General features: G+C 59.7%; 24 protein-coding genes. 13 read left to right on the top strand and 11 right to left on the bottom strand.

Translation table 11 applies throughout. The features are described 5' to 3' along the window. Positions 1-482 precede the first annotated feature (482 nt). Both OWK27_RS00280 and OWK27_RS00275 read left to right on the top strand, forming a co-directional pair. A complete protein-coding gene (locus OWK27_RS00280; RefSeq protein WP_148419829.1) occupies positions 483-770 on the top strand; it encodes a VF530 family DNA-binding protein in 288 nt (95 codons plus the stop codon). Between the two features lie 7 nt (positions 771-777). Further along, on the top strand, positions 778-2,070 hold the full coding sequence (locus OWK27_RS00275; RefSeq protein WP_267589496.1) for a glycoside hydrolase family 10 protein: 1,293 nt from the start codon (positions 778-780) through the stop codon (positions 2,068-2,070). Between the two features lie 46 nt (positions 2,071-2,116). On the opposite strand, the gene dsbG is transcribed toward OWK27_RS00275, so the two are convergent. From dsbG to OWK27_RS00230, 9 genes are all read right to left on the bottom strand, one after another. Further along, positions 2,117-2,893 carry a thiol:disulfide interchange protein DsbG gene (dsbG, locus tag OWK27_RS00270; RefSeq protein WP_267589495.1) on the bottom strand — a complete coding sequence of 259 codons (777 nt, stop codon included), beginning with the start codon at positions 2,891-2,893 and terminating at the stop codon, positions 2,117-2,119. A 65-nt stretch (positions 2,894-2,958) separates the two neighbouring features. Then, positions 2,959-4,509 carry a methyl-accepting chemotaxis protein gene (locus OWK27_RS00265; RefSeq protein ID WP_193355150.1) on the bottom strand — a complete coding sequence of 517 codons (1,551 nt, stop codon included), beginning with the start codon at positions 4,507-4,509 and terminating at the stop codon, positions 2,959-2,961. Between the two features lie 90 nt (positions 4,510-4,599). Continuing rightward, a complete protein-coding gene (locus tag OWK27_RS00260; RefSeq protein WP_252003735.1) occupies positions 4,600-5,616 on the bottom strand; it encodes a LacI family DNA-binding transcriptional regulator in 1,017 nt (338 codons plus the stop codon). Between the two features lie 28 nt (positions 5,617-5,644). Beyond that, positions 5,645-7,051, bottom strand: a complete 1,407-nt coding sequence (locus OWK27_RS00255) for a sucrose-6-phosphate hydrolase (RefSeq protein ID WP_267589494.1) — start codon at positions 7,049-7,051, stop codon at positions 5,645-5,647. Further along, positions 7,051-8,421, bottom strand: a complete 1,371-nt coding sequence (locus OWK27_RS00250) for a sucrose-specific PTS transporter subunit IIBC (protein WP_148419823.1) — start codon at positions 8,419-8,421, stop codon at positions 7,051-7,053. Before OWK27_RS00250 ends, OWK27_RS00255 begins: the two co-directional genes overlap by 1 nt. A gap of 66 nt (positions 8,422-8,487) precedes the next feature. Continuing rightward, entirely contained in the window at positions 8,488-10,005 is a 1,518-nt protein-coding gene (locus tag OWK27_RS00245) for a carbohydrate porin (RefSeq protein ID WP_267589493.1), read from the bottom strand. A 170-nt stretch (positions 10,006-10,175) separates the two neighbouring features. Next, the gene (locus OWK27_RS00240) at positions 10,176-11,072 is read right to left on the bottom strand and encodes an aminoimidazole riboside kinase (RefSeq protein WP_267589492.1); all 897 of its coding nucleotides are present in this window, start codon (positions 11,070-11,072) and stop codon (positions 10,176-10,178) included. A gap of 88 nt (positions 11,073-11,160) precedes the next feature. Beyond that, positions 11,161-12,372 carry a diguanylate phosphodiesterase gene (locus tag OWK27_RS00235; RefSeq protein WP_267589491.1) on the bottom strand — a complete coding sequence of 404 codons (1,212 nt, stop codon included), beginning with the start codon at positions 12,370-12,372 and terminating at the stop codon, positions 11,161-11,163. A gap of 90 nt (positions 12,373-12,462) precedes the next feature. Next, positions 12,463-13,935: an alpha/beta hydrolase gene (locus OWK27_RS00230; protein WP_267589490.1), complete on the bottom strand. Its 1,473-nt coding sequence runs from the start codon at positions 13,933-13,935 to the stop codon at positions 12,463-12,465. Between the two features lie 267 nt (positions 13,936-14,202). Here OWK27_RS00230 and OWK27_RS00225 point away from each other — a divergent pair, with 267 nt between their 5' ends. Genes OWK27_RS00225 through OWK27_RS00195 form a run of 7 tightly spaced genes read left to right on the top strand, consistent with a single transcriptional unit; the run spans position 14,203 to position 21,031 of the window. Beyond that, positions 14,203-15,057: a MurR/RpiR family transcriptional regulator gene (locus tag OWK27_RS00225; protein ID WP_148419818.1), complete on the top strand. Its 855-nt coding sequence runs from the start codon at positions 14,203-14,205 to the stop codon at positions 15,055-15,057. Between the two features lie 12 nt (positions 15,058-15,069). Next, the gene (gene ddpX, locus OWK27_RS00220; protein ID WP_148419817.1) at positions 15,070-15,642 is read left to right on the top strand and encodes a D-alanyl-D-alanine dipeptidase; all 573 of its coding nucleotides are present in this window, start codon (positions 15,070-15,072) and stop codon (positions 15,640-15,642) included. A 15-nt stretch (positions 15,643-15,657) separates the two neighbouring features. Next, complete coding sequence (locus OWK27_RS00215; RefSeq protein ID WP_267589489.1) at positions 15,658-17,190, top strand: ABC transporter substrate-binding protein; 1,533 nt, start codon at positions 15,658-15,660, stop codon at positions 17,188-17,190. Between the two features lie 23 nt (positions 17,191-17,213). Beyond that, entirely contained in the window at positions 17,214-18,236 is a 1,023-nt protein-coding gene (locus OWK27_RS00210; RefSeq protein ID WP_148419815.1) for an ABC transporter permease, read from the top strand. Continuing rightward, entirely contained in the window at positions 18,233-19,129 is an 897-nt protein-coding gene (ddpC, locus tag OWK27_RS00205; RefSeq protein ID WP_267589488.1) for a D,D-dipeptide ABC transporter permease, read from the top strand. Before OWK27_RS00210 ends, ddpC begins: the two co-directional genes overlap by 4 nt. After that, positions 19,126-20,112, top strand: coding sequence for an ABC transporter ATP-binding protein (locus OWK27_RS00200; protein WP_267589487.1), 987 nt, complete (start codon positions 19,126-19,128; stop codon positions 20,110-20,112). Before ddpC ends, OWK27_RS00200 begins: the two co-directional genes overlap by 4 nt. Next, complete coding sequence (locus OWK27_RS00195; protein WP_267589486.1) at positions 20,105-21,031, top strand: oligopeptide/dipeptide ABC transporter ATP-binding protein; 927 nt, start codon at positions 20,105-20,107, stop codon at positions 21,029-21,031. Before OWK27_RS00200 ends, OWK27_RS00195 begins: the two co-directional genes overlap by 8 nt. Positions 21,032-21,059: 28 nt before the next feature. Here OWK27_RS00195 and OWK27_RS00190 read toward each other — a convergent pair whose 3' ends face one another. Both OWK27_RS00190 and OWK27_RS00185 read right to left on the bottom strand, forming a co-directional pair. Continuing rightward, on the bottom strand, positions 21,060-21,488 hold the full coding sequence (locus OWK27_RS00190; RefSeq protein ID WP_063866672.1) for an OsmC family protein: 429 nt from the start codon (positions 21,486-21,488) through the stop codon (positions 21,060-21,062). A 69-nt stretch (positions 21,489-21,557) separates the two neighbouring features. Beyond that, entirely contained in the window at positions 21,558-22,445 is an 888-nt protein-coding gene (locus OWK27_RS00185) for a LysR family transcriptional regulator (RefSeq protein WP_242172704.1), read from the bottom strand. Positions 22,446-22,556: 111 nt separating this feature from the next. Here OWK27_RS00185 and OWK27_RS00180 point away from each other — a divergent pair, with 111 nt between their 5' ends. From OWK27_RS00180 to sra, 4 genes are all read left to right on the top strand, one after another. Beyond that, complete coding sequence (locus OWK27_RS00180) at positions 22,557-23,408, top strand: Vmh family MBL fold metallo-hydrolase (RefSeq protein WP_176610280.1); 852 nt, start codon at positions 22,557-22,559, stop codon at positions 23,406-23,408. A gap of 50 nt (positions 23,409-23,458) precedes the next feature. After that, positions 23,459-23,980, top strand: a complete 522-nt coding sequence (locus OWK27_RS00175) for a VOC family protein (protein ID WP_267589485.1) — start codon at positions 23,459-23,461, stop codon at positions 23,978-23,980. A gap of 141 nt (positions 23,981-24,121) precedes the next feature. Continuing rightward, positions 24,122-24,337, top strand: a complete 216-nt coding sequence (bdm, locus tag OWK27_RS00170) for a biofilm-dependent modulation protein (protein WP_148419808.1) — start codon at positions 24,122-24,124, stop codon at positions 24,335-24,337. A 95-nt stretch (positions 24,338-24,432) separates the two neighbouring features. Further along, on the top strand, positions 24,433-24,570 hold the full coding sequence (sra, locus tag OWK27_RS00165; protein WP_148419807.1) for a stationary-phase-induced ribosome-associated protein: 138 nt from the start codon (positions 24,433-24,435) through the stop codon (positions 24,568-24,570). Positions 24,571-24,607: the final 37 nt, after the last annotated feature.

Genomic DNA, 24,607 nt, shown 5'->3' with positions numbered 1-24,607 from the left:
ATGACTGAGGGCTGTCAGCGATGCCCTGGTCCGGCTGTAAATCGCTGAGGCGTTTCCTGCAGGCCGGGGCGAGGCGCAGGGATGCGCCGAGAGGGCGGCTTTACAGGGACGTTACATCCGCCCGTACCCGATAAGCCGGAAGGAATAAGCCGAGGGCACCGCGAAGCGGCGATTTACCGCCGGGAGCCCGGGTCGCCAGGATGGTGGCGACTGAGCCACCCTGGCACGTTCACCGGTCATGTCGTTACAGAGTAGCAAGGAACATAACGTGAACGGAATCACCACCACCGCCGTATGTTCCCCTCACCCTAACCCTCTCCCCGGAGGGGCGAGGGGATTGCTTAGTGCTCGCATTAATTTGTGGGGAACCCTCAGCCCTGCGGGGTGAAGAACCTCACGCTTAAATTGCCGCTTCCCCTGCTTTCTTGTAACCTTTCATCGATTATTCCATTCCCCATAATAAATGAGACTACCGGACGCCTATGACTGCACCTGTTTCCAACGATCCTTTGCATGGCGTAACGCTCGAGATGCAGGTTAACGCGCTTGTTGCGCGCTACGGCTGGAACGAGCTGGGCAACCGCATCAAAATTAACTGTTTTCGAAAAGACCCGAGCGTTAAGTCGAGCCTGAAGTTCCTGCGCCGCACCCCGTGGGCGCGCGCGGAAGTTGAAGCCCTCTATCTTGACTCCCTTCATGATGACGGTCCCGCAGAACAGGACGAACCGGCCTTTAATCCCTGGACGGAAAGCCGGACACCCAGGAGCTGATACGCCAATGATGCGACATGTAAAACGGACCGGCGCGCTGCTTGGCTGCGCGCTTTTACTTGTAAGCTGCACCTCCACGCCGCCGAAGTCGCTCGTTACGCCACTGCCGCAGGCAAATAAACCTCTACCGCAGGCCAACCAGCCTATGCGCGGGATCTGGCTGGCGACCGTCTCCCGCCTCGACTGGCCGCCTGTATCGTCGGTAAATGGCCGCAGCGCGGAGCAGCGTATCGCCCAACAGCAGCGTGCGCTGACGGACAAACTGGACAAGCTGAAAAGCCTGGGAATTAACACCGTCTTCTTCCAGGTCAAACCGGACAGTACGGCGCTGTGGTCCTCCGACATACTGCCGTGGTCAGATACCCTGACGGGGACTATCGGGGAATACCCGGGCTACGATCCGCTCCAGTTTATGCTGGATGAGGCCCACCGGCGCGGCATGAAGGTTCACGCCTGGTTTAACCCGTATCGCGTTTCCACTAACACCAGGCCCTCGACCATCGCCGCGCTTAACCGGACCTCGTCGCTTCGCCCTTCCAGCGTCTACGTGCAGCATCCCGAATGGATACGCACCTCAGGGGATCGCTTTGTCCTCGATCCGGGCATTCCGGAAGTGCGGGACTGGATAACCCGTGTGGTGATGGAGGTGGTGGATCGCTACGCCATTGACGGCGTACAGTTCGATGATTATTTCTACACGGAGACGCCCGGCTCCACCCTGAACGATGCTTACACCTTCAGGCGCTACGGCGAGGGGTTTGCGTCAAAAGCGGACTGGCGGCGGCACAACACGCAGGAGCTGATTGTGCAGGTTTCGCGGGCGATTAAGCAGGCTAAACCTGAGGTTGAATTTGGCGTCAGCCCGGCAGGCGTCTGGCGCAACCGCTCGTTCGACCCGGCGGGCTCGGACACGCGCGGCGCGGCAGCCTATGATGAATCCTACGCGGACACCCGCAAGTGGGTACAGCAGGGCTTACTGGACTACATCGCGCCGCAGATCTACTGGCCGTTCGCCCGGGATGCCGCGCGCTACGATGTGCTGACAAAATGGTGGGCCGACGTGGTGAAGCCGACCCATACCCGCCTCTATATCGGTATTGCGTTTTATAAAGTCGGCGCGCCTTCCCGAAACGAACCGGACTGGACGGTGAACGGCGGCGTGCCGGAGCTGAAAAAACAGCTGGATCTGAATGATTCACTGCCGGACGTGAAGGGCACGATCCTGTTTCGCGAAGACTATCTTAACCAGCCCCAGACCCAGGAGGCGGTGAATTACCTTCGCGGGCGCTGGGGAAGCTGAAGGAGAACAGGCAGAAACGCCCCGTTTCTGCCTCTCTTTTGCGCGCTTACGGCTTCGGCCCGAACATCGCCTCAAGCTGTTTTGCGTCCGGCATGCCCACGACCTGCTGCAGTTCGTTTTGCTCGTTCAGATAATAAATAGCCGGCGTCGCGTTCGCACCGAGGCTGTCCATTAGCGTCTGGTGGTTTTGCAGGATCTCAACGGTTTCCCGGGATGCCGCCCCGTCAGGTTTAGGCAACTTTTTGCCGCCGGACAGTTCGTACGCTTTCCATGCCGATACCGGATCTTTGGCATTCAGGATCGCAGAGGCGTTACGCCCGCTTTTCGGGTTAAGGAACGCGACCAGCAGCGTGTTGAGCTGGACCTTGCCGGCCTTCACCCACGGCTGCGCTTCAGCCCAGAACTGCTTGCAGTACGGGCAGAACGGGTCGGCAAAGACAAAGACCTTACGCGGCGCCGTATCTGCGCCCTCTTTCAGCGGGTGCGCCGCGTTAAGCTTTTTCCACATTTCGCGGCCCAACGGCGCGTAGATTTCTTTCTGGAACAGGGCCTCGCTAAGGTTTGTTCCCTTCTCATCATACAGATAGCCCGACACCACATGCTTCCCGTCAGGGGTCAAAAAGAGGGTGACGCCCATATCCTGATATTGCCCCAGCCACGCTGGCGCGCCGCCGGGGGCGTCAATTTTCTTGATGATTTTGATGTCCTGCTGCTCGCTGAATGTCTTCACCACGTCAGGAAGCGACTCTTCTGCCCTGACCAGCCCGGAAACCAGCAGAGCAGAAAGTAACAGCGCCTTTTTCTTTGCAAACCGTTGAAGCATAACGACCTCTCTAAGATATTGTTTTTAGAGTGGTCGAAGTTTATTGCCCTGTCAACGCCTGTCCGTCATGCCGTCCTGGGCAGGCTGAAACTCGAAATACTCTGCGACAGCTGCTGCGCCTGCTCCTCCAGCGAGGCCGCGGCGGCGGCGGACTGCTGCACCAGCGCCGCGTTCTGCTGAGTTACTCCATCCATCTCGGTCACGGCCTGCCCGACCTGACCAATCCCGCGGCTCTGCTCCTCGGAGGCGACCGAAATTTGCTCCATCAGGCTATTAACCTTATTCACCGATGAAATAATAGAATCGATTACCTCTCCCGAGCGGTTAACCAGCTCCGCGCCGCTCTTCACGCTGGAAACGGACTGGGCGATGAGATGTTCGATATCCTTCGCTGCCACCGCGCTTTTCTGCGCCAGGGTGCGAACTTCACTTGCCACCACCGCGAAGCCACGCCCCTGCGTGCCGGCGCGCGCCGCTTCAACTGCCGCGTTCAGCGCCAGAATGTTGGTCTGGAACGCAATGCTGTTAATCACGCTGGTGATATCCTCAATGCGCTTCGAGTTAGAGGCGATGGTATTCATCGTTTCGATAACGTCGCGGGTTACCGCTTCTCCGGTACGCGCATTTTTCACCGCGTCCTGCACCAGCTTACCCGCCTGGAATACGTTTTCAGTATTGTTCGCCACCGTCGCGCTCAGCTCTTCCATGCTGGCGGCCGTCTGGGTTAAGGCGGAAGCCTGCTGTTCAGTGCGCGAGGCCAGGTCGATATTGCCCGAGGCAATTTCCTGCGCCGCGTGCGTTACGGTATGGCTGGCATCGCGCACCTGAGAAATGGTCGCGAGCAGCGCCTGGCGCATCTGCTCCATCGATCCCATCAGGCGTTCGATTTCATTGTCTGAGTGAGGCTTAACGGGTACCGGAACGTCCAGCTTCCCGGCTGCAATCTGGCTACAGTGCTCGCGCGCCAGGTTGACCGGCGCGAAGACGACCCGTTTCATCAGGACGCTGACGGCGATAATCACCACCACAAACAGCAGGGCAATGCTGGCGATGATAACCAGCCCTGACACGAAATTGCTGCTCGCATCCTCGTTCAGGCTTTTGGCGTACGTCTGGTGAACGGAGAGGATCTGGTCGAGCACGATCTCATACTGGCGATCGAGCTGAGACACCACGGGAATGAGCGCGTTGAATCGCGCCACGTCCTGAGAAGCGGCTGCGGCGATCAGCGGCTCCAGCCCCTGGTTACGGTAGTTTTGCCACGCGTCCCGGTAGGCGGTAATCAGTGAGGCTTCATCCTGCAAACGCGGCGCGGCCATAAATGCCGAAAAGGCGCCGTCGGCTTTGGTCAGCGCCTCTTTCACCGATGCCAGCTTCGCAGACCGATCCGAGGTATCCCCTGCCTCCACCATTTTCACATACTCCATAACCCTGACGCGCAGGGTCCGGCTGTGGTTGATGGGGTCGATGATGGACAGCACGACCTGAATTTCTTTGTTCACGTTATCCAGCGAATTATTACTTTTTATGATGAGCCCAACGCTGGTAATGGTGCTGGCCACAAAGAAGAAAAGCAGGGAAAACAGGACAATCAGTGATGATTTTTTCAACGACATAACACACCTCAGAGATATAATTTCCCTTTGGTTATCGGCTGAATCAGATCTTTAATTAATTAAAGTTATTGATGTATCCGTAAGTCGCTTTTATTTCGTGCCGCTGTATCGCCGCCGCAGCGTGGCGTCCAGCTTCCGCTGGATCGGCTCCGGCGTTTCTCCTTCAATCAGTTTGCCAATCAGATCGAAGCAGTGCCAGGCGAGCTGGCGATTGTCCTGGCGGATGGTATCAACGGGAAGGGTTAAAGAATCATACAGATAGTGGTCGTCAAAGCTGGCCAGGCGTATTTCGCTTTGCAGCAGGTTATGCTGGCCCATGTAGCGTAACACCCCTTCCAGCAGACCGCAGGCGGCGGTAAAGAGGGCTTCAGGCGGGCGGCCAAGGCGCGCGCACAGTTCAGCAAACATTTCGTAGCCGGAGCTCGGGTGGTAATTGCCATGAATGATCCACTCCGGGCGTAACTCAACGCCGGCGTCGCGCAGCCCCTGCTTAAACCCTTCCAGGCGGTCTCGCGTCGGGGATAACCGCGGCTGTCCGCCGAGGAAATAGAACTCATCTGGATGCTGGCGAGCAATTTCGGCTACCAGTTCAGCGGTAGGGGTAATCGAATCGGTGATGACCAGCGGCAGAGAGCTGTCGTTCATATGGCGGTCAAAGAGCACCACCGGCAGCTGTTCGCTCAGCTTCTGATAGTCCGCGTCGTTAAGCATGCTGGAGGCGACGATCAGCCCGTCCACCTGGCGCGCCACCATGTTATTGACCACCACCGTCTCCTGGCCCGGATTTTCATCGCTACACGAGATCAGCAGCTGAACGCCCGCCTCGCGGCACAGGGTCTCCAGTTCGTGAGAAAAGACGGCAAAACCGTAGTTGGTGATTTCCGGCACCACCAGACCAATGGTGTGGCTGCGGTTATCCCGCAGCGAACGGGCGTGAATGCTGGGCTGGTAATGGTGCTCTTTGGCAATCGCCAGCACGCGCTCGCGCGTCTCCTCCGCCACCCGAAGCTCTTTGCTGCGGCCGTTCAGCACCAGGCTGGCGGTGGCTTTTGACACCCCCGCCAGCTCCGCAATGTCTTTAATGGTAACGCGTTTTGTTTTTCTCACAACGACCTGGTTCCGGCTGCCAAAACCGCTATTCTATCATGCAGCTGCGCAGCGACCAGTAGCGTAATGTGATGTCGGACGCACCTTCGACGCGCACCCGTGCCGGATGGTCGGGAAAATAGCGGCTGCTCATGACCCCTTCACCGTGATTGATGAAAATTTCAACGCTGGAACGGTCGCACAGCACGCGCAGATGGTGCACCTCTCCCCGCCAGTAGCGGGTTAACGTTTCTCCGGTTTTCAGGCTGGCCCGCTCCAGGCGTATACCCTCGTCATCGACAGCGAGCCGCAACGTCCCGGCAAAATCCACGCTTACGCGCGAGGCGCTCAGCTCGAACTCCAGGCGGGCTCCGTCCAGTTCCGGCGCATCGTCGGCGCGACCCTGCCAGTAATTTTCCTCCTCGCGCAGCGTTTCCAGCTCGCGCACCGGAGTTTGCAGGAGCTTACGGTCGCGAAAGCGTAGCTCTCGAGGACAGGTCATCTGATGGATCCAGCCGTGCGCGCGGGTCGGCTGGAGCATCTCCTCCCCGTCCGGCACGCCCATCCAGCCGATAAGAATACGTCGGCCGTCCTCTGCCTCCGCGGTTTGCGGCGCGTAAAATTCGAAACCGGCATCAAGCTCGTGCAGCTCGCCGTGCGCAAAGGCAGCCGTTTCCTCATCAAACGTCCCGCTCATCCAGACGGCCGGATAGGTGTTGAGATAGCGGTGCGCCTCGCGCGCCAGCCCCTGCGGGCAGCAGATCAGGACGTGCGTGCCGTCGAGCGCAAACAGATCCGGGCACTCCCACATATACCCGGCATCCGTAAGCCCGTTCACCCCGTGTCCGGCAATTTCACCGCAGGGCTGCCAGCAGCGTAAATCCCCGGATTTGTACAGCAGCACCTTGCCCCGCTTCTGCAGATCCTGCGCGCCGAGCACCATGTACCACAGCCCGTTCTGGCGCCAGACCTTCGGATCCCGGACGTGTCCGGTATACCCTTCCGGCAGCGGCAGCACCGGCCCCAGCTTGCTAAAAGTGCCATCGTCATTTTGCACCGCCAGACACTGCCAGGCGGTACGGCCGCCATCGTCAAACTTGACGTTGCCGGTATAGCACAGGGTCAGCGCGCCGTTATCATCCACGGCGCTGCCGGAGTAACAGCCGTTACGGTCATAGTCTTCGTCGGGCATCAGCGCCATGGGCTCATGCCGCCAGTGCACCATATCCGCTGAACTCCAGTGGCCCCAGCACTTGTAGCGATGATCGCTGTCAAGCGGGTTCCACTGATAGAACAGGTGGTAACGTCCGGCAAACCAGATAAAGCCGTTCGGATCGTTCATTAGCCCCGTCACCGGCGCAGGATGCCACTGGGGATAGTGGCTGTCCGCCAGCGCGCGCGGCTGGCCTTTCATTACGGCCTGCAGCACGGCAGGCCAGCGGGAAGCAGAGGTCATTATTCAGAGTCCGTTTTATACTTCAGCAGCAGGGAGACGGTAAACGCCACGCCAAAGGCAATCACCATGCCGATAATATAGTTGAGCAGCGAGCTGCCCTGTACGATCGCCATGCCGGGAATGGCGGTGAGCCCGACGGCGGTCATGTAAACGTGCACCGAAACCACCCAGGCGCCGCCCGCCGCGCCGCCAATCAGCGCCGCGATAAACGGCTTCACGAAGCGCAGGTTGATGCCGAAAATCGCCGCCTCGGTAATGCCCAGCATCGCCGAGAACGCCGACGGTAGCGTGATGGCTTTGATTTTGGCATCGCGAGTTTTGAACCACACCGCCAGACACGCCCCGCCCTGCGCCACGTTCGCCATCGCCCAGATCGGCAGCAGGAAGTTAACGCCTATCGACGGGTTGCCCAGCAGCCCGGCCTCGATGGCGTGGAAGCTGTGGTGAATACCGGTGATGACGATGACCGAATACAGGCCGCCAAACAGCAGTCCCGCCAGCCAGCCCGCGTGCGCAATCAGGGTGCTGAGGATGAAGGAGATGCCGTCGCCCAGCGCGCGTCCCGCCGGGCCGATAATCAACAGCGCGATAAAGCCGGAGATAATAACGGTCAGGAACGGCGTCAGGATCAGATCTAACGCGTCCGGGATCGCCCGGCGCAGCTGCTTCTCCACGATGCTCATAAACCACACCGCCAGCAGCACCGGGAACACGGTCCCCTGATAGCCAATCATGGCGATTTCAAGGCCGAAAAAGTTCATGGTCTGGAAGCCGGACGCCACACCCCAGGCGTTAGTCAGCGCCGGGTGCGTCAGAATGCCGCCCAGCGTAGCCCCCAGATACGGGTTGCCGCCAAACTCGCGCGCGGCGGTGAAGCCAATCAGGATCGGCAGAATGATAAACGCCGCCGAGCTGCACATGTCCAGCATGATATAAAGCGCGTTGTCCGGATCCACCCAGCCGTAGGTTTTCACCATCCCGAGCAGGCCCATCAGCAGGCCGGAGGCCACAATCGCCGGAATAATCGGCACGAAGATATTGGAGAGCAAACGGGCGATGCGCTGGAACGGATTCAGCTTGCGTGCCGCTATATCCGCCGCCTCCGACTTGCTGGATTCGCTAATCCCTGCCGCCTGAATAAACGCCGCGTAAACTTTATTCACCACCCCCGTACCGAAGATCACCTGCATCTGTCCGGCGTTACGAAAACAGCCCTTTACGCCTTCAACCTTGCCGATGGCCTGCTGGTCGGCAAGCGCATCATCGACCAGGACCAGACGAAGTCGCGTCGCGCAGTGCGCCGCGCTGGCGATGTTCTCTTTGCCGCCGAGCAGCGGAATAAGCTCGCGGGCAATTTGATTAAAATCCATAGATACCTCTTCCTGACCTCTTTTTATGATGTTCAAAACGCCCCCGCGGTGCGGGAGCGTACAGGGTTAAAACCAGGTTTCCATCTGTACCCCAAAGTTCCATTCCCCGCCTGCGTTGAAGCCGCTGCTGCCAAAGGCGTCATCGCTGGCATAGTTATCCAACCTGCTGCTCCAGTCCATCCACGTGGCGAACAGGCGCAGCTCCGGACGGCTGAAGAAATCGCCAATCTTGCCCGCCTTGAGCGTCGGGGCAAAGGTTAGCTTGTAGAAGCTGCCGTTTACCGCGCTGCGATCCTTGTAGCCTTCAGGGGATAAATCCATGTACTGATAGCTGCCCTCAAACGCGAGGGCGAAATTCTGGGTAACCTCCTTGATGAGGCGGGCGTTAAGCGTGACCCACTCGTAGCTGTCGCCCTTCACGTAGCGGTCCTTGCTGCTCTGCGCCAGCACGGCGGGCGCAACGTGCCAGCCACCGCCCAGCGGCGTGACACCGTAACTTGCAAAGCGCCACGTATCGGCTTCCGACAGCAGCGCGCCGTCAGCGCCGATGCTCTTCACCTCTGCACCCAGACCGTGGCCGTAGAGCAGCGCCGTTTTGGCGGAACCTTCGCGAAGGCCGTAGAAACTGTCGTTATGCAGACCGACCAGGGCATGCACGCCGTTATTCGCCGCGTCGGTTTTAATCGCATCGCCGTTGCTGTCCTTACGGTCGTCATTATCTTTTGCCCGCAGGCCGCTGACCATCACCTGCAACGGCCCGGCGAAGTGATTCATGCTGAGGATGTAGTTCTGTACGTTGTTGTCGATCTCCTCCTCGCTGCCGAAGTTGCGGCCATAGAGAGAGAAGTTACTGCGCAGCGTGTCGTTCCACTTCACGTCGTACACGCCGCCGCCGGTTCCGGCGAGAAACACCACGTCGGAATCCAGCCAGTGAATGTCGAAATTATCGCGATCGAAGCGTTTACCCGCCCAGAAGGTGCTGCCCCTCAGCGCGCCGGTGAAGTCCGGCAGATTGCCCAGCTCGGCAAAGGCCTGACGAATATTCAGGTCGCTGCTGTCGGCCGACCAGTCGTTATAGGTTTTCTGACCGTCGGCCAGCATCGCCTTAAAGCGCGTCGTGGCGCCATTTTCCAGCGTCTGGTTGTGCTCAACGTTCAGCTCAACGTAGGTGTCCGCTTCGTTCCCCAGGCGGCCGATGGCCCCGCCCGTTTCCCCGGCGGGAGTCAGGTACGGGCCGCTTTTGCTGCCGGAGGCCGCGTCGTTCATCAGCAGGCCGGAGCGGGCGTAGCCGTGAAACTCAAAGCCGCTGCTGCGGTCGGCTTTTTTCTCCAGTGCCGCGGTACGTTGCGCCACCTCCCGGGTGGTGGTTTGCGTTTTCTGCTGGGCCGCCACCAGTTGCTGCGTTTTTTGTTCCGCCGCCGTGGCGCGCTTTTCAGCAACCTGCGCGCGGGTTTCCGCCTCCTGCAAGCGCTGCTCCAGCGCTGCAAGGCGGGCTTCGATACTGTTCATATTCGTCTGGGCAAAGACAGAGGTACTGCCGGCCAGCATGCCTATCATCACGGCAAGCGTGCGTTTTTTATACATTTTGTCGCATTCCTGGAAAAGGTCGGTGAAAGTGCTAAATTGCTAAACCGGTTTAGGATGATGATACTAAACCGCGCAATTTTGGATCGGCAATGTTTTTTGCTAAACCGATTTAGTAAGTGTGATCGAGGCGACAGTTCAGGCCGCCGGGCGGCGGCCAGGAGAGAAAATTACAGCTCGTGGAGGTACGGCAGTGCGGTCATTGCCCCCTTTGCGGTGGTCGCCAGCGCGCCGCAGCGCTGCGCGATCGCGATAACGGCCGGGAGGTCGGCGTCTCCCTCGCGCGCCAGCCCGAACAGCAGCCCGGCCACGAAGGCATCCCCCGCGCCGGTGGCATCAACGCATTCAACGGAGGTAGCGGGATAGTGCCTCAACGCGCCTTTCTGCCAGGCGGTAACCCCCTCTTTTCCCTGCGTCACCAGCACCAGCCGTGCCCGACAGCCGCGCATCAGCGCCGCCAGCCCCTCGTCCACCTGCGCGTTTCCGGTTAAAAACGCCAGTTCTTCAACCGAGAGCTTCACCACGTCGGCACAGGCCAGTGCCCGCTCAAGGCACGCGCGCAGGTCTACTTCATCGTGCCACAGATCGGCGCGAATGTTGGGATCGAAGCTGACAAACCCGCCGGCCTGTCTGATGGCAGCCATCGCCTGAAACGCGGCAGAACGGCTGGGTTCCGCGCTGAGCGCGATGGAGCAGACGTGTAGCCACTCCCCGGCGCGAAAGGCGGGGAGATCGGCGGATTCTAGGAATAAATCAGCGCTCGGGCGAACCATAAAGGTAAAGGAGCGCTCGCCGCGGTCGTCGAGGTCAACCACCACCGTGGAGGTGCGATGCTGCGGATCGAGACGCATCCATTGCGTATTAACCTTCTCATCCGCCAGCGTCTTCTGCATAAAGCGTCCGAAGGGATCGTCGCCCACCCGGCCGATAAATGCGCTCTTCCCGCCCAGACGGGCGACGCCCACCGCGACGTTGGCCGGCGCCCCGCCAGGACACTGCAGCAGTCTACCCTCGCCGTCCGGCAGAAGATCCACTACCGCATCGCCAAGTACCCAGATTGTATCCATATCACCTTCTTAGCTAAATTTTGTTAAACCGGTTTAGCTATTTAAGCACAGGTGACAGGTCCGGGAAATAAGCGTGGGGAAATTTTGCTTATCGCTTCAGGTGAGGCCAGTAAATGTCGCCCACGCCATTCAGCTGCGGACGTGAGAACAAAAAGCCCTGAAAGCGGCGAATGCCGGCGGATTCAAGCCAGCACCACTCTTCAATCTTCTCGATGCCTTCCGCCACCAGGGTAATTTCCAGATCGGTACAGCAGCTGACTATCGACTTAACAATCGCCTGCTTTGGCCCGCTCAGGTGGATATCGCTGACGATCTCCCTGTCGATTTTGAGCTTGTCCGGCTGGAACCGGGTAAGCAGCGACAGCCCGGCATAGCCGGAACCGAAATCATCTATGGCCAGCCCGACCCCCTCCGCGCGGAGCTGCTTAATGGCGCTGTTAAACTGGTTGAACCCGGAAATCATTTCGCTTTCGGTCACTTCGATGACCACCTGCTCGGGCTGAAGGCCGTGCTTTTTTATCTGCGCCACCAGAAACGCTACCGCACCGGGAACGTTAACCAGCGACATCGGCAGCAGGTTGACGGCCAGCTTGTGGCTGCCAATGCCCAGCTTTTCTGCCAGCGCGAAGGTCCAGGCCTTGGTTTGCAGGTCGGTTTCGTAGATCCGCGAGGGGTCGAGCGTACAGAAGAACTGCTCCGGGCTGCCGCCATCGTTGCCGCGAATGAGGGCCTCAAGAGAGCTAATTTTGCCCTCGGACGGCTCGATAATCGGCTGCAGCGCAAACTGGCAGGTCTGACCCGCCAACAGGCCTAACCCGTTGCCGAACGGCGTACCTTCCCGCGAGAGCGTCCATTTTTCGGGTTCATACTGTGCCGTCGGTTGAGGAGAGGATTTGCCGACGATAAACGTCTGGATGAATTTAAACACCCGATCGTCAGACGTAAGATAGCTTTCCAGCTTGCTGTAGTGCAGTACCGACTCCAGAACCGCCTTCCGGGTTCGGGCCTGAATGTCAAACAGCAGCATTCCAACATTGTCGAAACGCCTGCGCGGACCGTAATCGCGCATCAGCTCGACCACGCCGTGATGGCGGCTGTCTTCGCGAATGGTCTTAAAAAGCGCGACCACGTTCTCTTCTGTCCCTTCGAGAATTTGCAAAACGTCCCGGCCGCTGGAGAGAAGAATGCCGGAGATGCCCTGCTCCGTGTTGCGGATCCTGGCCTGTTCAACCAGCGCGCTTAACTCTGCAACGGTGCAGGTTAAGCTCAGCTGGCTTCGATAAATGAGAGTTGTCAGCACAGAAACGGGGTCCGATATGAGGTATACGCCTGAACCGTACTGTTTAACACAGTTCCACGGCGTGACCTAATCTATTCCGCGCCGGAACTACTAATCCCCGATACGGCTGTCGATACGCGCCTGCATATAGTCGTAGAACGGGTTTGACGTCACGCGCATCAGCGCATCTTTGCCGACGCTCAGCACCGAGGTCTCCCCCCACAGGGCAATGGTCCCGAGGCTAATACCATAGTGATTTTTTATCGCAGGCTGGCGGCCATAAAGATCGTCATCGGGAGGGAACGGAATGGCAACGTGCGACAGAGAGTAGACCTCGCGCGGATAGGTAACCGGCAGCGGGATCGCCGTCTCCCGCGTGCTTCCCGCGGGCGTCGTTTTCGCGACCGTCTGATAACTGTCGGCGCTGGCGTTGGTGATAACGGTGACACTGTAACGCCTGCGAGCATCGGGCAGCAGGTCGGCCAGCGCGGTCCAGGAGGCGGGCTTAAACAGCGGGCGAAAGCTCCCGGCCTGGTTGATGTCAATAACCACCAGCTCGCTGCCGTTAGCCGGGAGCTGGTCAAACAGCCCGGTGACCACCGCGCGGGTACTGACCGTTGAATCCATGATCGACTGGAACGCGAGAACCGGCGGCAGCTGCGCCAGCCGGTGTTCCCGGGCGGCGCGGCCGATCTGCTCATGCAGCGCCTGGGTCAACAGCCACGACTGGCGCGCCGCGTTCACCGGAAACGAGTTGTATTTGTAAGGATTGTATTCGGGCGAAACGTTGAGCCACGCGGCTTTGGCAAACGCCGGCAGCATGGCCGGCAGCCCGGCGAACCCGGCAAAGCGGGCAAATGCCGTGACGCCAATCATCGGCGAGAGCAAAACGATCTGCTGAGGCTTGCGCAGTTCAGGCGCATCAAGCGAGTCGAGGGCATATTTCATCGCCAGCGCCCCGCCGTTGGAGTAGCCCACCAGGTGCAGGGGAACATCGTTACCCGCCAGGCGCGTCGCCTCGCGCACCGCCAGACGCGTTGCCGCCAGCCACGCCTCCCAGTCAACGTCCGTCAGCGCGCCGGGCGCGGTGCCGTGACCGGGCAAGCGAGGGACCACGGCCACGAAGCCGCGGGTTTGATAATGCAGGGCCAGATGCCTGACGCTGTAGGGAGAATCCGTCAGCCCGTGCAGCAGCACCACCGCCCCGCGCGGTTTTCCGTCAGGCTTCAGGACAAAGGATCGGTTGGCATCCGGGGAAAACTGGCCGGGCCACACCAGGCTCTGGCGGTAGTAGCGGTTAAGCGGCGTGCGCTCCTCCGCCGTTGCTTTCGCCGTCACCTCGCTATCGAGATCGCTGAAGATGGCATTTTCACGCGTGAGGTACTGCGCAAAGCTTGCGTTGTCCATCTCGCTCACGGACATCTCGTCTGCCCGCCAGGTGTGCCACGAATGCAGCGCCGGCCCCTGCTGTGAAAGATATACGCGCACCGCAAGCAGCACGATCAGAACGATCCCGACGACGATCGCCAGTTTTTTTGCGAGAGCCATCAGGCGCACGCTGACCCGCCAGGGCAAATTCGCCATGTGAGGCTCCCTCTCTTGTGCATAGTGCCGCCATCTTACCAAAAAATGTGAAGAGACTGACGTATTCACTAAATAGATAGCCGTCAGATCCTGCGCTGCACCAAAAGTGAACTACGCTGCACAAATGTTGTTCATTCGTTAATTAAATATTGCATTAACTTTGCAGCACAGCGCGCTTTCGCCGCAGTGTGAGTATGGCACGCATCCTGCATTGTTAATCAGGTAACAAACATCGGGACTTTGACAGCCGGTTAACAGCGAGGCGGTATGACGACAAAACCTGAGGTGCTGGGCCGTATCGAGGCGACGTTCAGCCAGCTCACCCCGAGCGAAAAGCGGGTGGCGAGCTGGATGCTGGCGCACGCCGGGCAGATCCCGTTTGAAACGGCAGAGAGCGTGGCGCTGGCAACCGCTACCAGCGGCATCACCGTCGGACGCTTTCTGCGCAAGCTGGGCTACCGCAACCTGGACGATGCCAAAAAAAGCCTGCGCGATCCCCGCCAGCCCTGGGGCATTAACGAGCGCCTCGACTCCTGGAAGCAGCAGCAGCCGCTGTCGGATCGCGTTCAGCACTCCCTCTCGCTGGAGGTGGATGCCATTGCCCACGTTTATCAGCTGGCGCAAAGCGAGACGTTCAGACAGGTCGTTCAGCGGCTTACCCATGCTGACGCCGTCTTCGTGCTGGGGATCCAGTCCACGCGCGGGATCGCCAACGCGTTCTTCAGCCATCTTGAATATCTGCGCCCGCGCGTGAGCTATTCCGAAGGGCTCTCCGGCAGCTGGGTGGAGTCGCTTAACTCCGGCTTTGCGCACCCGTATATCGTGCTGACGGATACCCGGGCCTACTCCGCCATTGCCCGTCAGTACTGCCGCGTGGCGAGCGAAAAAGGGCTGCCGATGGCGCTGATCACCGATATCTGGTGCCCGTGGGCGCGTGATTACCCGATTGATTTACTCCAGGTGAAGACCGATACCGGCCATTTCTGGGATTCGCTGGCGCCCGTGAGCTGCCTGTTCAACCTGCTGCTGTCGGGCGTGGTGGAGGCGCTGGGGGATGCGCTGCCGGAGCGTCTGGCAATCAACCGACAGTTACAACAAGAGTTTGGTCAATTCGAACGCTAAAGGAGCGGAGCTATGCCCGAAGAGAATCAGCTGATTGACGTGGCGAAAACCTTTCCCACGCTGCATATCGATCTGAAATACGCGACCGCCGACAACATCACCGGCCGCCCGATCTACCAGCAGGCCACGTGTCTGCTGCATACGGATGCCGCCACCGCGCTGGCAAAGGCCATCAGCATCGCCGCGCTGGCCGGACTGAAGCTGGTGGTCTACGACGCCTACCGCCCCCAGCAGGCGCAGGCGCAGCTCTGGGATGCCTGCCCGAATCCGGAATACGTGGTGGACGTGGCGGTTGGATCTAACCACAGCCGGGGCACCGCCGTTGACGTCACGCTCATGGACGAACACGACAACGTGCTGGATATGGGGGCCGGCTTTGACGACATGCACGAGCGTTCCCACGCCTGGCACCCTTCCGTACCGCCCGAGGCGCAGCGCAACCGGCTGCTTCTTAACGCCGTGATGTCCGGCGGCGGTTTTGTGGGCATCAGCAGCGAGTGGTGGCATTTCGAACTGCCGAACGCCGCAGGCTATCCGCTGCTGGATGACCAGTTCGCCTGTTTTACGACCACACACTCACTCTAATTCTGGAGCCCGGCCATGAAAACAACGCTGCTTACGACCCTGATTGCCGCTACGCTCGCCCTGAGCGCCCCGCTCGCGCTGGCGGCTGTGCCAAAAGATATGCTGGTGATTGGCAAGGCCGCCGACCCGCAAACGCTCGATCCGGCGGTAACTATCGACAATAACGACTGGACGGTGACCTATCCCTCCTACCAGAGGCTGGTGAAATACAAGCCGGGCACCACGGAGGTGGAAGGCGATCTGGCGACGGGCTGGAACGCCTCGGAGGATCGGAAGGCGTGGACGTTCACCCTGGCGGATAACGCAAGGTTTTCCGACGGCACGCCGGTAACCGCCGAAGCGGTCAAGCTGTCGTTTGAGCGCCTGCTGAAAATCGGCCAGGGGCCGTCCGAGGCGTTTCCGAAAGATTTAAAGGTGGAAGCGGTGGATGAGCACACCGTGAAGTTCACCCTCAGCCAGCCGTTTGCCCCGTTCCTGTATACGCTGGCCAACGACGGCGCGTCGATCGTCAACCCGGCGGTGCTGAAGGCCAATGCCGCCGACGATGCTCGCGGTTTCCTGGCGCAAAACACCGCCGGTTCCGGCCCGTTTATGCTGAAAAGCTGGCGCAAGGGTCAGCAGCTGGTAATGGTGCCTAACCCGCACTGGCCGGGCGAAAAGCCGCACTTTAAGCGCGTAGCGGTGAAAATTATTGGCGAAAGCGCGTCGCGTCGCCTTCAGCTTTCCCGTGGCGATCTGGACATAGCCGACGCGCTGCCGGTGGATCAGCTTGCCGCCCTGAAGCAGGAAGGCAAAGTGGCCGTGGCGGAGTATCCGTCCCTGCGCGTGACCTATCTCTATCTTAACAACGGTAAGGCCCCGATGAATCAGGTGGAATTGCGCCGCGCGGTCTCCTGGGCGACCGATTATCAGGGGATGGTGAAAGGCATTCTCAGCGGGAACGGCAAACAGATGCGCGGCCCGATCCCGGACGGCATGTGGGGCTTCGATGCGAACGCCATGCAGTACAGCTTTGACGAAGCCAAGGCCAGGGCGGCGCTGGAAAAGGTGAAAGACAAACCGGCCAGCCTGACGTTCCTTTACTCGGATAACGACCCGAACTGGGAGCCCATCGCCCTCTCCACCCAGGCGAGCCTCGGCAAGCTGGGCATTAACGTCAGGCTGGAGAAACTGGCCAACGCCACCATGCGCGACCGCGTGGGCAAAGGCGACTATGACATTGCCATCGGCAACTGGAGCCCGGACTTCGCCGACCCGTACATGTTTATGAACTACTGGTTCGAGTCGGACAAAAAGGGGCTGCCGGGCAACCGCTCGTTCTATGAGAACAAGGAAGTTGACGCGCTACTGCAGGCAGCGCTGAAAACCACGGACCAGGCGGAGCGCGCCCGCAGCTACCAGCAGGCGCAAAAGGTGGTCATTGACGAGGCGGCTTACGTTTATCTGTTCCAGAAGAACTACCAGCTGGCGATGAACAAAGAGGTCAAAGGCTTCACCTTTAATCCGATGCTTGAGCAGGTCTTTAACATCGCCACCATGAGTAAGTAACGGCCCACGCCGGGGGGAAGCGTATGACGTTCTGGAGCATCGTGCGCCAGCGCTGCTGGGGATTAATCCTGGTGGTGGCCGGTGTCTGCATTATTACCTTTATTATTTCACACCTGATCCCCGGCGATCCGGCCCGCCTGCTGGCCGGCGATCGCGCCAGCGACGACATCGTGCAGGGCATCCGCCAGCAGCTGGGGCTGGACAGGCCGCTCTATATCCAGTTTGGTCGCTATGTTGAGGCGCTGGCACACGGCGATTTAGGCACGTCCATACGCACCGGACGCCCCGTTGCGGAAGATTTGAAGGCCTTCTTTCCCGCCACGCTGGAGCTGGCCTTCTGCTCCCTCCTGCTGGCGCTGATGGCCGGCGTGCCGCTGGGCATTTTATCGGCGGTATACCGTAACCGCTGGCTGGATCATCTGGTGCGGCTGATGGCGATGACCGGCATCTCAACCCCCGCCTTCTGGCTGGGGCTGGGGGTTATCGTCCTGTTCTACGGCCAGCTGCAGATCCTGCCCGGCGGCGGCAGGCTGGACGACTGGCTCGACCCGCCCGCCCACGTCACCGGCTTTTATCTGCTGGACGCCCTGCTGGAAGGCAACGGCGAGGTGTTTTTCAATGCCCTTCAGCACCTGATTTTGCCCTCCCTGACCCTGGCTTTCGTGCACCTGGGGATTGTGGCGCGTCAGGTGCGCTCCGCGATGCTGGAGCAGCTGAGCGAGGATTACATTCGTACCGCCCGCGCCAGCGGGCTGCCGGGCTGGTACATCGTGCTGCGCTATGCCTTACCCAACGCCATGATCCCCTCCATAACCGTGCTTGGCCTGGCGCTGGGCGATCTGCTGTACGGGGCGGTGCTTACCGAAACCGTGTTTGCCTGGCCGGGAATGGGTGCCTGGGTGGTGACCTCCATTCAGGCGCTGGACTTCCCCGCCGTCATGGGCTTCGCGGTCGTGGTATCGCTGGCGTATGTCTTCGTTAATCTGGTGGTGGATCTGCTGTACCTGTGGATCGACCCGCGAATCGGGCGCGGAGGTGCCGAATGATGTTAACTCAGGAAACGCCCGTGCCCGTCAGCACCGCAAAACGGCGCGTCAGCTGGGCAAAACTGTTCTGGACGTTGCGAAAAAGCCCGCTCACGCTGGCCGGCGGCGTAATTATGATCCTGATGCTGCTGCTGATGGTCGTCTCGCCCTGGATTGTGCCGCACGATCCGAACGCGCTGGATCTGACCGCGCGCCTGCAGGCCCCGTCGGCACAGCACTGGTTTGGCACCGATGAGGTGGGCCGGGATCTGTTCAGCCGCGTGCTGGTGGGCAGCCAGCAGTCCATCACGGCGGGTCTGGCGGTGGTGGCGATAGCGGGCGGTATTGGCTCCCTGCTCGGCTGCCTGTCCGGCGTGCTCGGCGGGCGCGGCGACGCCGTTATCATGCGCATCATGGACGTTATGCTCTCAATCCCCTCGCTGGTGCTGACGATGGCGCTGGCCGCCGCGCTCGGCCCAAGCCTGTTTAACGCCATGCTGGCGATTGCGATCGTGCGCATTCCGTTTTACGTGCGGCTGGCGCGCGGGCAGACGCTGGTGGTGCGCCAGTTTACCTACGTGCAGGCCGCACGCACCTTTGGCGCATCGCGCTGGCACCTGATCGCCTGGCATATCCTGCGTAACGCCCTGCCGCCGCTGGTCGTGCAGGCCTCGCTGGATATCGGCAGCGCGATCCTGATGGCCGCCACGCTGGGCTTTATTGGGCTGGGCGCGCAGCAGCCTACCGCCGAATGGGGGGCGATGGTGGCCGTGGGCCGTAACTACGTGCTCGACCAGTGGTGGTATTGCGCGTTTCCGGGGGCGGCAATCCTGATCACGGCGGTCGGGTTTAATCTGTTCGGCGACGGTCTGCGCGACCTGCTGGATCCTAAATCAGGAGGGAGGCAGTCATGAGTGATGCCGTATTATCGATTGAAGATTTGCACCTGAGCTTCCCCATTTTTCGCGGTGAGGTTCACGCGCTTAACCACGTCTCGCTGGAGATTGGCCGGGGCGAAATTGTCGGCGTGGTGGGCGAATCCGGCTCGGGGAAATCGGTCACCGCGATGCTGGCGATGCGTCTGCTGCCGGAAGGCAGCTATCGCGTACACCACGGACGCATCACGCTTCTCGGTGAAGACGTGCTGAACGCGTCGGAAAAACAGCTCCGCCAGTGGCGCGGCGCAAAGGTGGCGATGATATTCCAGGAGCCGATGACGGCGCTCAATCCCACGCGGCGAATCGGGAAGCAGATGGTGGAGGTTATTCGCCAGCATCAGCCGCTTTCCCGCCGCGAGGCACAGCAGAAGGCAATCTCCCTGCTGGGCGAGATGCAAATCCCGGATGCGGCGCAGGTGATGGAGCGCTATCCGTTTGAGCTATCCGGCGGCATGCGCCAGCGGGTGATGATCGCCCTCGCCTTCTCCTGCGAGCCGGAGCTTATCATCGCCGATGAACCGACCACCGCGCTGGACGTCACCGTGCAGCTCCAGGTGCTGCGCCTGCTGAAGCATAAGGCCCGCGCCAGCGGGACGTCGGTGCTGTTTATCAGCCACGACATGGCGGTGGTGTCTCAGCTATGCGACCGTATGTACGTCATGTACGCGGGCAGCGTTATCGAAAGCGGCAGCACCCGGGCCCTGATTCAGCGTCCGGTTCACCCTTACTCGATTGGCCTGCTGCGCTGCGCCCCGGAAAACGGCGAGCCGCGTGAAATACTTCCGGCCATTCCCGGCACGGTGCCGAACCTCAGCCACCTGCCGCGAGGATGTGCCTTCCGCGAGCGCTGCTTTGCGGCCGGTGCGAAGTGCGGCGAAACGCCGCCCCTGCTGTCGACGGGCGCGGAGGGCCAGCAGGCCGCCTGCTGGTATCCACAACAGGAGTCGCGCCATGTCTGAAATACTGCTTGAACTGGATGACGTGCACGTGAACTTTCCGGCGCGTAAAAACTGGCTGGGGCGCGTGACGGAACGGGTGCACGCCCTCAACGGCCTCGATTTGCAGATCCATCGCGGCGAAACGCTGGGCATTGTGGGGGAATCTGGCTGCGGCAAGAGCACCATGGCACAGCTGCTGATGGGCATGCTCAAACCGAGCGCCGGTGCCTGCCAGCGCGCGAACGGGGCGGGCGGCATGCAGATGGTGTTTCAGGATCCGCTTTCGTCTCTCGATCCGCGGCTGCCCGTCTGGCGCATCATCACCGAACCGGTGTGGATCCAGCAGCGACGCAGCGAGCGGGAACGTCGCCAGCTGGCCGCGGAGCTGGCGCAGCAGGTGGGGATCCGACCGGAATACCTTGACCGCCTCCCGCACGCCTTTTCCGGCGGACAGCGCCAGCGCATCGCCATTGCCCGAGCCCTCTCTTCAAACCCGGACATTATCGTGCTGGATGAACCCACCAGCGCGCTGGATATTTCCGTTCAGGCGCAGATCCTCAACTTGCTGGTCACCCTGCAACGGGAGCGAAACCTGACGTTTGTGCTGATCTCGCATAACGTTTCGGTGGTCCGGCACATGAGCGACCGCGTGGCGGTGATGTATCTGGGGCAAATCGTGGAGCTGGGTACGACGGATCGGGTGCTGAACCATCCCCGCCATCCCTATACGCAACTGCTGCTTGACTCCGTTCCCCGCACCGGTGAACCGCTCGATGAAGCGCTGGCGCTCAGAAAGACCGATCTGCCCGGCAATCGAAATCTGCCCGTAGGGTGCTATTTCCGGGACCGCTGCCCGCTGGCGGCGAAGGGATGTGAGCAGCCGCAGGCGCTGCTGGCCCCATCGGGGAGCACGCGGGTGCGCTGCTGGCGTAACGGTTAAAATGAGCCGGGCGGATGCCCGGCTGCGATCAGTTGAGCTTATAGTCCAGGGTGATTTCGGCCTTGAGCAGCTGCGAAACCGGACAGCCCGCCTTCGCTTTCTGGATGATGCCGTCAAACTGCTGCGGATCGATACCCGGTACAGTCACCTTGCTTTGCAGCGCGACCTTGCTGATGGCAAAACCGCCGTCGGTTTTATCCAGAGAGACATCCGCCGTGGTATCAATGGAGTCTGCGGTATAGCCCGCTTCGCCCAGCATCAGCGATAGCGCCATTGAGAAACAGGCCGCGTGCGCTGCGCCAATCAGCTCTTCCGGGTTTGTCCCTTTTTCGCCCTCAAAACGGGTGTTAAAGCCGTAAGGTTGCTGGTTAAGGACGCCGCTTTCCGTCGATACCGTGCCTTTCCCGCGCTTAATGTCGCCAGACCAGTGTGCTGAACCGTGCTTATGAATCGTCATTATTGCTCTCCTTTTGGCTTACAAAGGGTTAAGTATAGGACGCCTAATCCGTTTTGCAGGGAAGACAGACTAGTCCGATCGCGACGCAAGGCCGTTCGCCAGCGCGTCAAGAAACACGCGCTGCGCCGCAGGCTGGTAGTCACGCGACTGATAAATGCCAAAAATAGCGATCGGTTTTGGCGTATAGGCGTTAAGCACCGGCACCAGGCTGCCCTGCCGTAGCGCCGCGTCGGCCTCACGTTCGGGCAGCATAGCGATGCCGCAGTGGTTTATCGCCGCCTCCATCAGCAGGGACGAGATGCTGGCGCTGAGGTTGCCGCTGACGGCCGTCGAAATCGTCTCGCCTTCAGGCGAAATAAAACGCCACGACTGCCCGGCAAAGAAGCTGTAGTGCAGGCAGTTGTGCTGCGCCAGATCCTCCAGCCGCCCGGGGACGCCCCGGGCTGCAAGGTAGCGCGGCGAGGCGCACAGCACGGACCGACACTCCCCCAGCCTGCGGGCAATCATGCCCGGCTCGGGGCTATCGGTGATGCGGATCGCCACGTCGATCCGCTCCCCCACCAGGCTCACGGGATGGTTATTCACGTCCAGCTCAACGCGCAGCTGCGGGTAGCGCTGCAGCAGGTCAGGCAGTATCGGGGCGATAAGCTGGGTGGCGGTGAAGTGCGCGCAGGCGACACGCAGCGTGCCGGAAGGCGAATCCTTCACCGACTGACCTTCAATTTCCTGGGAAATTTGCGAGAGCGTGCGCGTTTTCTGGAGCACCTTTTCCCCCGCCGCCGTCAGCGTCAGCTTGCGGGTGGAGCGGTTTACCAGCCGCGCGCCGGCCCACTTTTCCATCTGTTCAAGGTAGCGGCTTACCATCGGGCGGGAGATCCCCAAAGCCCGTGCCGCCGCGCTCAAACTTCCCAGCTCGCAGATGCGGTTGTACACCTGGGCGGCAATGACGCGATCCATTCTGACCTCCATTTGCTCGATTTATGAAACTAAGCATCTCCTGTTTCAGGAATTCTGGCAAATGCAAAGATCCGTACAATAGAGACTTTCCTGAAGAACAGACATAAGACTATGAAGATCGCCCGCCTTGCTATGCTGTGTACGCTTTTCGCTCCGGCTGCGTTTGCCGCGCCGTTAACCATCGATACCTATAACCCGCAGGAAAAGGGCATTTTTGCCGTCTCCTCCACGCTCGTTTCCGGCCCGAAAGAGGCGGTACTGTTTGACGCGCAGTTCAGCGTAAAGGACGGCGAGGCGCTGGTGGAGAAAATTCGCCGCAGCGGAAAAACGCTGAATAAGATCGTCATCACTTCCGGCGATCCTGATTTCTACTTCGGCCTGCAGCCGCTGGTGAAAGCCTTCCCGAACGCCAAAGTGGTGGCCACGCAGCAGGTGGTGGACCACATCAGGGCCACTAAGGACGCCAAGCTCGCCTTCTGGGGACCGCAGATGAAAGACGGCGCGCCGACCCGGCTTGTCGTGCCGCAGGTGATTGCGTCCACCACCTTCATGATTGACGGTGAGCGGGTCAACATTGAAGAGCCTGAAAGCTACGCGGCGTACGTCTGGATCCCGTCCGCGAAAACTATCCTCGGCGGTACCGGCGTTTCGTGGGGCATTCACGTCTGGACGGCAGACACCCAGACCAAAGCGAGCCGCCAGCAGTGGCAGCAGACGCTGGATAACATGGCGGCGCTTAAGCCAGAGCGCGTGATCCCGGGCCACTACCTGGGAACACCGCCTGCGGGAACGGGCGCTATCGACTTTACCCGCCGCTATCTTCAGCAGTTTGAACAGGCCCTCACCTCACATAAGGATTCAGCTGGCGTAATCAGCACGATGAAAAAACAGTGGCCGGAGCTGGCTGAAGCGAGCTCGCTGGAGCTGAGCGCCAAAGTAAACACCGGCGAAATGAAGTGGTAATAACCTGATTATCTCCTGCTATATTTACTTTTTTATAGCAGGAGATATATATGAAGTCGTCAGTAAGGGGCATCGACCATATTGGTATTACGGTGCCCGACATTGAAAAAGCCACCTTATTTTTTGAACAGGCTTTCGGCGCGCGGGTTTTATATCACTCTGTCGATGCTGAAACCGATAATATTGACCAGTCTGCCCAGCAACACACCTTAAGGCTCTTCCCCGGCACAAAAATCCGCGCCATCCGCATGCTCGCCATGCCCCACGGGCCCGGTATAGAACTCTTTGAAATGCACGGCCCAGAACAGGGCATGCCCGCCCGTGCCAGCGACTTCGGCTTGCAGCATTTTGCTGTTTATGTTGATGATTTTGAACACGCCATAGCGGCATTTACCGCTGCCGGTGGTGAGATGTTTACTAAGCCGAAGCCGCTTTCTTTTCCGGATGAACAGGGTGAAGGGAATGCTTTCTGCTATGGTCAAACGCCATGGGGCAGCATTGTGGAATTGATCTCATGGCCTTCCCCAATGCCTTATGAAAAAACAACTAATTTACGCCGCTGGAAACCCTAAATTTTATTTCTGTGCTACGGGATGTGATATTTTTATTTCCAGGACGAATCTGAGCCACAACGGCAAAAATATTTGTCACTCTGAATGTGAATTAAGATTTTGCACGCCGTAACATTAAACAGAGAACGACACGGAGGCAGCATGTTTACTTATTACCCGGCACATACCACAGCAGCACAACCTGAACTCGTTAACGCGATTGCACAGGGTCTTCACGCCGAGCACGGTGTTGTAACTGAAGATGACATTTTGATGGAACTGACCAGGTGGGTGGAAGCCACGGACAATGACATCCTCAGTGACATCTACCAGCAAACCATTAACTACGTCGTCAGCGGGCAAAGGGCACCTTTGTAAAAACCTGCTAAGCTGGATCTGCAACCTAAGGGGTTACATTTCGTTTGCGGAAGCAAACTTGTCCTTAAAACTATCAACAGGATTGAGGAGTTAACATGAAATCGAACCGTCAGGCACGCCATCTTCTGGGACTGAACTACAAACTCTCTAACCAGCGTAAGGTGGTTATTGAAGGGGGTAGCGAAACGCAGGTGACCCACGCCACCGGCAGGAAACGCCAGACCGGCAAGTAAGTTCCGGCACGACATTCACGACACCATCGGTAATCCC

The organism is Enterobacter cloacae complex sp. 2022EL-00788, from assembly GCF_026627565.1.
Lineage (GTDB): Bacteria > Pseudomonadota > Gammaproteobacteria > Enterobacterales > Enterobacteriaceae > Enterobacter > Enterobacter pasteurii.
Note: the sequence above shows the minus strand (reverse complement) of the source record. Positions and strands in the feature narration are given on the sequence as shown.

What these genes read in the sequence shown, in the direction of transcription:
- OWK27_RS00190 (WP_063866672.1), bottom strand. Translation starts at nt 21,488, where the DNA reads ATGACGATTCATAAGCACGGTTCAGCACACTGGTCTGGCGACATTAAG.
- OWK27_RS00210 (WP_148419815.1), top strand. Translation starts at nt 17,214, where the DNA reads ATGACGTTCTGGAGCATCGTGCGCCAGCGCTGCTGGGGATTAATCCTG.
- OWK27_RS00175 (WP_267589485.1), top strand. Translation starts at nt 23,459, where the DNA reads ATGAAGTCGTCAGTAAGGGGCATCGACCATATTGGTATTACGGTGCCC.
- OWK27_RS00230 (WP_267589490.1), bottom strand. Translation starts at nt 13,935, where the DNA reads ATGGCGAATTTGCCCTGGCGGGTCAGCGTGCGCCTGATGGCTCTCGCA.
- bdm (WP_148419808.1), top strand. Translation starts at nt 24,122, where the DNA reads ATGTTTACTTATTACCCGGCACATACCACAGCAGCACAACCTGAACTC.
- sra (WP_148419807.1), top strand. Translation starts at nt 24,433, where the DNA reads ATGAAATCGAACCGTCAGGCACGCCATCTTCTGGGACTGAACTACAAA.
- OWK27_RS00265 (WP_193355150.1), bottom strand. Translation starts at nt 4,509, where the DNA reads ATGTCGTTGAAAAAATCATCACTGATTGTCCTGTTTTCCCTGCTTTTC.
- OWK27_RS00280 (WP_148419829.1), top strand. Translation starts at nt 483, where the DNA reads ATGACTGCACCTGTTTCCAACGATCCTTTGCATGGCGTAACGCTCGAG.
- OWK27_RS00215 (WP_267589489.1), top strand. Translation starts at nt 15,658, where the DNA reads ATGAAAACAACGCTGCTTACGACCCTGATTGCCGCTACGCTCGCCCTG.
- dsbG (WP_267589495.1), bottom strand. Translation starts at nt 2,893, where the DNA reads ATGCTTCAACGGTTTGCAAAGAAAAAGGCGCTGTTACTTTCTGCTCTG.
- ddpC (WP_267589488.1), top strand. Translation starts at nt 18,233, where the DNA reads ATGATGTTAACTCAGGAAACGCCCGTGCCCGTCAGCACCGCAAAACGG.
- OWK27_RS00225 (WP_148419818.1), top strand. Translation starts at nt 14,203, where the DNA reads ATGACGACAAAACCTGAGGTGCTGGGCCGTATCGAGGCGACGTTCAGC.
- OWK27_RS00250 (WP_148419823.1), bottom strand. Translation starts at nt 8,421, where the DNA reads ATGGATTTTAATCAAATTGCCCGCGAGCTTATTCCGCTGCTCGGCGGC.
- OWK27_RS00200 (WP_267589487.1), top strand. Translation starts at nt 19,126, where the DNA reads ATGAGTGATGCCGTATTATCGATTGAAGATTTGCACCTGAGCTTCCCC.
- OWK27_RS00185 (WP_242172704.1), bottom strand. Translation starts at nt 22,445, where the DNA reads ATGGATCGCGTCATTGCCGCCCAGGTGTACAACCGCATCTGCGAGCTG.
- OWK27_RS00275 (WP_267589496.1), top strand. Translation starts at nt 778, where the DNA reads ATGATGCGACATGTAAAACGGACCGGCGCGCTGCTTGGCTGCGCGCTT.
- OWK27_RS00255 (WP_267589494.1), bottom strand. Translation starts at nt 7,051, where the DNA reads ATGACCTCTGCTTCCCGCTGGCCTGCCGTGCTGCAGGCCGTAATGAAA.
- ddpX (WP_148419817.1), top strand. Translation starts at nt 15,070, where the DNA reads ATGCCCGAAGAGAATCAGCTGATTGACGTGGCGAAAACCTTTCCCACG.
- OWK27_RS00245 (WP_267589493.1), bottom strand. Translation starts at nt 10,005, where the DNA reads ATGTATAAAAAACGCACGCTTGCCGTGATGATAGGCATGCTGGCCGGC.
- OWK27_RS00195 (WP_267589486.1), top strand. Translation starts at nt 20,105, where the DNA reads ATGTCTGAAATACTGCTTGAACTGGATGACGTGCACGTGAACTTTCCG.
- OWK27_RS00180 (WP_176610280.1), top strand. Translation starts at nt 22,557, where the DNA reads ATGAAGATCGCCCGCCTTGCTATGCTGTGTACGCTTTTCGCTCCGGCT.
- OWK27_RS00240 (WP_267589492.1), bottom strand. Translation starts at nt 11,072, where the DNA reads ATGGATACAATCTGGGTACTTGGCGATGCGGTAGTGGATCTTCTGCCG.